The following is a 4,941-nucleotide window of genomic DNA, read 5'->3' as shown; positions in this document are numbered from 1 at the left end:
TTATATTCAAGTAACTATTCAGCTCTATCCTTGCGCAGGGCCTTTGAATCCTGTGGCAAGGGTTTTTGTCGCCATGGACGGCGACAAAAAGCGGTCATGGATGACCCAACGGGAAACAATCGCGTCCCTTGACATAGGATTTCCGACCCGGTGCTGAACAGATACATATTCAATACAGTAGGGTATGGAGGCTTGCTCAAGGCGGGTAATGGTTGAATCGTTAGTGGTGGTCACGGTTGTGCTGCGAGTCGCCTTTCATTTTCTTCTCCAGTTGTCGGTTGCGTAGTTTCAGAACACCAATATGGATGACCAGAACCAGAAAAATCAGAAAAAGGATAATGACAACAGGCATGAGCTTCCTTCAATCGACAATAAATAGATTTGTACAAATGAATCTCAACTACGATTATGCATTATTTCCATATCGCTGCCCACCGGTTGCAATGGAATTTTATCAGCCGGCTTATTCGTTGATCTTTGAAGGATACCACAGTAGTATTCTCCTTTAGGAGAAGATTGAAAAACTATCTGCGTTGCTGCTACGGAATTAAACCTTGCCGGAAATACTCATTTGCCATCGTGTATACGCCGCTTTTCTGTTAATTTTCGTCTTGCAACATCTGCCGCAAACATGTTTTCAACATCCGAACTGGTATCCTGCAACTCATAGGGTTTCGTAAGATTGCGCAGAGATTTGGTGTGGCAGCAAGACATGATGTTCGCTGCCCGGTCAGAGCTAAACAGCGAACATTATCGTCAACCAGATAAACTGATGTACAGCGTCATGGAATGTAACAAGCCGACAAATCACGCAGATTATCGCACCGGCCTTGATAAAATCCGTTTCAGGCGGAGAATTTTGTGGCTGGTTATTGGTGTATATCTGCCGGCGATGACGATTGCCCTCGATTCCCACGACTATCGAAAGTGGGCCGCAACGGTTTTCGTTAGCTGGATTGTCCTGCTGATTCTTGCCGTTGGTTATGCTTGTCTGGTCCGCTGTCCCCGCTGCGGCGAGCTCTTTCACACCCATGGGCCCACCTTTCTCCCCTTACGCCGTTGCCTTCATTGTGCCTTGCACGTTACTGCCGATAAGCGCCCCCCGGAAGAAACCGGACCGCGCGCCAGATTCTCTAAAAAGAAGTAAAGCTGATCAGTCCATCCAAAAATGACCACAACAGTTTGGAGGTCCCATGGATAGTCGTAGCGAAGTAACATGGAATGAATTACATACCGGGTTGCGCAAGATCCGCGTACGGCGCTGGTTTTTGTGGCTGCTTGTTCTGGCGTATGTGCCGTTGATGATGGTTGCTTTACGTGCCCAGGACACCAAACAGGTGGTGGCTGTGTCCTTTGTCGTGTGGCTGCTGCTGTTGATTGTTGCCGTCGCCATGATGGCCTTGGCGCGGTGTCCAGTTTGTGGGTATTGTTTTCACATGAGCGGCTATCTGTTTCGGCCGGTGCGTCGGTGTTTTGAGTGTGGACTTCATCTGACGGCTGATAAGCAGGCACTAAAAGAACAAGCTGGAAGTAGCACCAAAGCATCAGGCCCGGGTGAAGGAGGAATAAAATAACATGAGCTATTGGCTGATGAAATCGGAACCGGAAGCGTTCAGCATTGACGACCTGCAGGCCCGTCCAAATCAGACCGAGCCCTGGGATGGCGTCCGCAATTATCAGGCGCGTAATTTTATGCGCGATGATATGCAGGAAGGGGATCAGGTTTTTTTCTACCACTCCAACTGCGCTGAGCCCGGGATTGTCGGCATCATGGAGGTCGTCGGTAAGAGCTACCCTGATCCCACCGCTTTTGATCCGCAGGGCAAATATTTTGACGCAAAAAGTTCGCCGGCACGGCCGCGCTGGTTTCTTGTTGATGTCAAATACCTGCGCCATACTCGTCGGACGATCTCGTTGGCCGAACTCAAGGGGCATGACCCCCTGGAAAATATGCCCCTGCTGCGTAAAGGTAACCGACTATCCATTATGCCGGTGACAAAAGAACAGTGGGACTATATTTTGCGCCTGGAATAATCGGATACGGTCAGTAAAGCACCAACCCCCGGGCTGCTGTAAAGCGAGTTAAATGATGATGAATTTGTCTCTTACCCCTGTCGAGTTGGCAGCACGTCTGGTTGATTGGGGTGCTGAAAAAAAAGTATTGTCCGGAGTCAGGCTGGTTGTTCTTGGTGCCCTGGCTGGAGTCTATATAGGTTTTGCGGCCCATTTGGCGACGGTGGTGGGAACCGGCGACTTTGCCTGGATCGGTTTGCAGAAGTTTTTTGTCGGTGCGGTATTCAGTGTTGGCCTGATGCTGGTGGTCATCCCGGGTTCGGAACTGTGGACCGGAAATACCATGATGACCGCCGCCTGGCTCGAAAAACGCCTGACCCTGCTGGATGTTTTGCGCAACTGGTGCTGGGTATATCTGGGCAATCTGCTCGGCTCGGTCTTCCTTGCCTGGCTGATCGTCAGTCAGACCGGTTTGATGGATGGTGTTTTTGGCGGAACTGCCCTGCAGATCGCCTCGAACAAGGTGTCTGAGGAATTTGCCACCACATCCCACGCTGGTGCCTACCTTTTTCGTGCTATCGCTTGTAACTGGCTGGTGTGCCTTGCTGTATTGCTGGCTATGGCGGCGAAAGACATAGCCGGCAAGATTCTGGGGATTTTCTTCCCCATCATGGCGTTTGTTGCCGCCGGCTTTGAACATGTCGTCGCCAATATGTACTTTATTCCAGCGGGGATCTTTGCCAAGGCCCTGCCGGCCGCCCGCGATGCTTCAGGCCTCGATGCGGAACTGCTCGCACAGCTTAACTGGTGGACCTTGTGGCAGAACAACCTGCTGGTAGTGACCGTCGGCAACCTGGTCGGTGGCGGCTTGTGTGTTGCAGCCGTCTACTGGTGGTTGTATATAAGAAGCACGAAAACAAAAGACTGATCCCTGTCGCAGGCCTTCTTTAAATAGGCTTACTCCGCTTTCTTTTCTTGATTGAGGTTCGGAAATTCGCGCGCACACAGGGGGCGAATCTGTCTCAGATCGGTACACACACTTATGCCCGGCAGGTGCAATCCGTCACGCAAGGCAGACCCGCCGGCAATGATGTGGACATGATTGGGCAACGTCTTTCGTAGCGTTGCCAGGTCTCTCTTGGCTTGCCTTGGGGCGGTTTGTACACTGAATGACAGGGCAACAGCGTCGGCAGCAAAAAATTCCACCATGGTTGTTACTTCCGCCACCGGCAACTCTTCCAGTACCAAATGACAATCAAGCCCCCAACTATGAAACAGAACCGCCGACAACAGCAGTCCCAGTTTATGGCGCTCGCCGCTCAAGGTCAGAAAGACGATCTTCGGTGCAGCTTCCCGGGGCACCAGCAGTTCCTTAAGGATAGCGGTCAGGCAATCAGAGAGCAGATGCTCGCGGGCTATACTTAATGTGCCGGACAGCCAGCCACGATCCATCACCTCAATCAAGGGGACAGCAACTGCAAGCACGAATGCTTCGGTTCCGCGTTTCTGCAACCGGGTTCGCAATTCATGTTCGAGCTGTGCAGCTGCAACAGTATTGACCAGATACTGCAAGTCCTGATGGCCGCTGTTGTGCTGTTGCAGGTCGGCCTGTTGATTCAGCAGTGCAAGACGCTCGGCGCTAGACAGGGCAAACAATTTTTTCGGGCGATGGCCGAGATTCTGTAACTTTTTGATAACACGCAGATGGTCAATCTGAGCCGGTGCATAGCGGCGGTGTCCACGGGCGTCGCGTTCAGGGGTCGGAAAACCAAAGCGTCGCTCCCAAACCCGCAGGGTATCAACGCCAATGCCCAGTTCCTGGCTCAGTTGTTGGATAGTCAGCATGATTTCGTCCTAGACAAACAAGTAATTATCAGAATAATATATTATAAAAATTACTTTGAAAAGCCTGTTGCGAACAAAAGGAGATATTTATGGACAACAAACTGGAGCAGCTATTTTACCTCGCCCTGGGTGGAGCCCTGTCAGTCAAAGACAAACTGGAAAAAAACAGCGAGGAAGTCAGCAGGTGGCAGGGTGAAGCAGAAGCCAATGCGCGTGCCTTTCTCGATGAACTCAGCCAACGTGGAGCCGAGGAAAAAGACCATGTCAAAAACTTGCTGCGGGAGCAGATCAAAGAGCTCATCAGCGAACTTGGCCTGGTGACCAGGGCGGATCTGGAGGAGCTAAAAAAGGATCTTAAAACTAAGTGAACAGGCTCGGTTTCATTCTACATCTTTGCCGACCGGGGCGTAGTTATGCTGTCTTCTGTTTTCTGATGACGGTTTTTCTGCTGTTCCGGCGCCGTTCGCGCTGGTGGTGGTGGCGACCATTGCCTCCGGATCAGCTGGTTGACACCGTCCGTATCCTTGGCGCCAGTTTCGTCAAGTTGGCCCAGGTGCTGGCGACCAGGGCGGATTTTTTTGATGAAGATTATCTCGTCGCTCTGCGGCAGTTGCATGACCGCATGCCGGCCATGTCAACGGCTGACCGCTCCCGGGTCTTTCGGCGCGCCTTTAGTGATCCGGGCGTATTTGAATATTTTGATCAGCAGCCCCTGGCCAGTGCTTCTATCGGCCAGGTCCATCGGGCGCGCCTGCGAGCTGACGGTGAGGAGGTGGCAGTCAAGCTGTTGCGCTGGAACATCCGGGTCCAGGTCCAGGTGGATATTGTTCTGTTAAATCTGTTTTTACGCCTGTTTCGTCCGCTGTTTACCGACCAGACCCGTCATTCCATCGAATCCGTCCTGGCGGCTTTTACCCGGGTGATCCGGCAGGAAGTCAGCATGACCCAGGAGCTGGCCAATCTGGAGCTCTTCAGCCAGACCTACAGTGATGCCGGGGTGCGCTTTCCGGTTCCGGTAAAAGCGCTGTCCAGCGATGATGCCCTGGTCATGAGTTTTGAAGAAGGGGCACGAATCGATGATGT

8 protein-coding genes are annotated in these 4,941 nt (G+C 52.1%); 6 read left to right on the top strand and 2 right to left on the bottom strand.

Going from position 1 to position 4,941, the window contains the following annotated elements; all coding sequences use genetic code 11:
- Nucleotides 1-220: 220 nt before the first annotated feature.
- Nucleotides 221-352 carry a hypothetical protein gene (locus AC6F7T_RS04010; protein WP_500716705.1) on the bottom strand — a complete coding sequence of 44 codons (132 nt, stop codon included), beginning with the start codon at nt 350-352 and terminating at the stop codon, nt 221-223.
- Nucleotides 353-682: 330 nt separating this feature from the next.
- Between AC6F7T_RS04010 and AC6F7T_RS04005 the strand changes: the two genes are divergently transcribed.
- From AC6F7T_RS04005 to AC6F7T_RS03990, 4 genes are read left to right on the top strand one after another with little or no spacing between them, the layout of a single operon-like run.
- Complete coding sequence (locus tag AC6F7T_RS04005) at nt 683-1,147, top strand: hypothetical protein (protein WP_500716704.1); 465 nt, start codon at nt 683-685, stop codon at nt 1,145-1,147.
- Between the two features lie 46 nt (nt 1,148-1,193).
- The gene (locus AC6F7T_RS04000; RefSeq protein ID WP_500716703.1) at nt 1,194-1,574 is read left to right on the top strand and encodes a hypothetical protein; all 381 of its coding nucleotides are present in this window, start codon (nt 1,194-1,196) and stop codon (nt 1,572-1,574) included.
- A 1-nt stretch (nt 1,575) separates the two neighbouring features.
- Nucleotides 1,576-2,034, top strand: a complete 459-nt coding sequence (locus AC6F7T_RS03995) for an EVE domain-containing protein (protein WP_500716702.1) — start codon at nt 1,576-1,578, stop codon at nt 2,032-2,034.
- 52 nt (nt 2,035-2,086) lie between these two features.
- On the top strand, nt 2,087-2,941 hold the full coding sequence (locus tag AC6F7T_RS03990; protein WP_500716701.1) for a formate/nitrite transporter family protein: 855 nt from the start codon (nt 2,087-2,089) through the stop codon (nt 2,939-2,941).
- 29 nt (nt 2,942-2,970) lie between these two features.
- Here AC6F7T_RS03990 and AC6F7T_RS03985 read toward each other — a convergent pair whose 3' ends face one another.
- On the bottom strand, nt 2,971-3,858 hold the full coding sequence (locus AC6F7T_RS03985; RefSeq protein WP_500716700.1) for a MerR family transcriptional regulator: 888 nt from the start codon (nt 3,856-3,858) through the stop codon (nt 2,971-2,973).
- 89 nt (nt 3,859-3,947) lie between these two features.
- Here AC6F7T_RS03985 and AC6F7T_RS03980 point away from each other — a divergent pair, with 89 nt between their 5' ends.
- Nucleotides 3,948-4,226, top strand: coding sequence for a hypothetical protein (locus AC6F7T_RS03980; RefSeq protein ID WP_500716699.1), 279 nt, complete (start codon nt 3,948-3,950; stop codon nt 4,224-4,226).
- The coding region (locus AC6F7T_RS03975) for an AarF/UbiB family protein (protein WP_500716697.1) at nt 4,223-4,941 on the top strand (719 nt) is incomplete at its 3' end. The genes AC6F7T_RS03980 and AC6F7T_RS03975, both read left to right, overlap by 4 nt.

It is taken from the genome of Pelovirga sp. (assembly GCF_059864205.1).
The sequence above is the reverse complement of the archived record's forward strand: the minus strand, read 5'-3'. Positions and strand labels throughout refer to the sequence as shown.

Excerpts from the sequence above, each read along its gene's own strand:
- AC6F7T_RS03980 (WP_500716699.1), top strand. The coding sequence starts at position 3,948 with ATGGACAACAAACTGGAGCAGCTATTTTACCTCGCCCTGGGTGGAGCC.
- AC6F7T_RS04000 (WP_500716703.1), top strand. The coding sequence starts at position 1,194 with ATGGATAGTCGTAGCGAAGTAACATGGAATGAATTACATACCGGGTTG.
- AC6F7T_RS03990 (WP_500716701.1), top strand. The coding sequence starts at position 2,087 with ATGATGATGAATTTGTCTCTTACCCCTGTCGAGTTGGCAGCACGTCTG.
- AC6F7T_RS03985 (WP_500716700.1), bottom strand. The coding sequence starts at position 3,858 with ATGCTGACTATCCAACAACTGAGCCAGGAACTGGGCATTGGCGTTGAT.
- AC6F7T_RS03995 (WP_500716702.1), top strand. The coding sequence starts at position 1,576 with ATGAGCTATTGGCTGATGAAATCGGAACCGGAAGCGTTCAGCATTGAC.
- AC6F7T_RS04010 (WP_500716705.1), bottom strand. The coding sequence starts at position 352 with ATGCCTGTTGTCATTATCCTTTTTCTGATTTTTCTGGTTCTGGTCATC.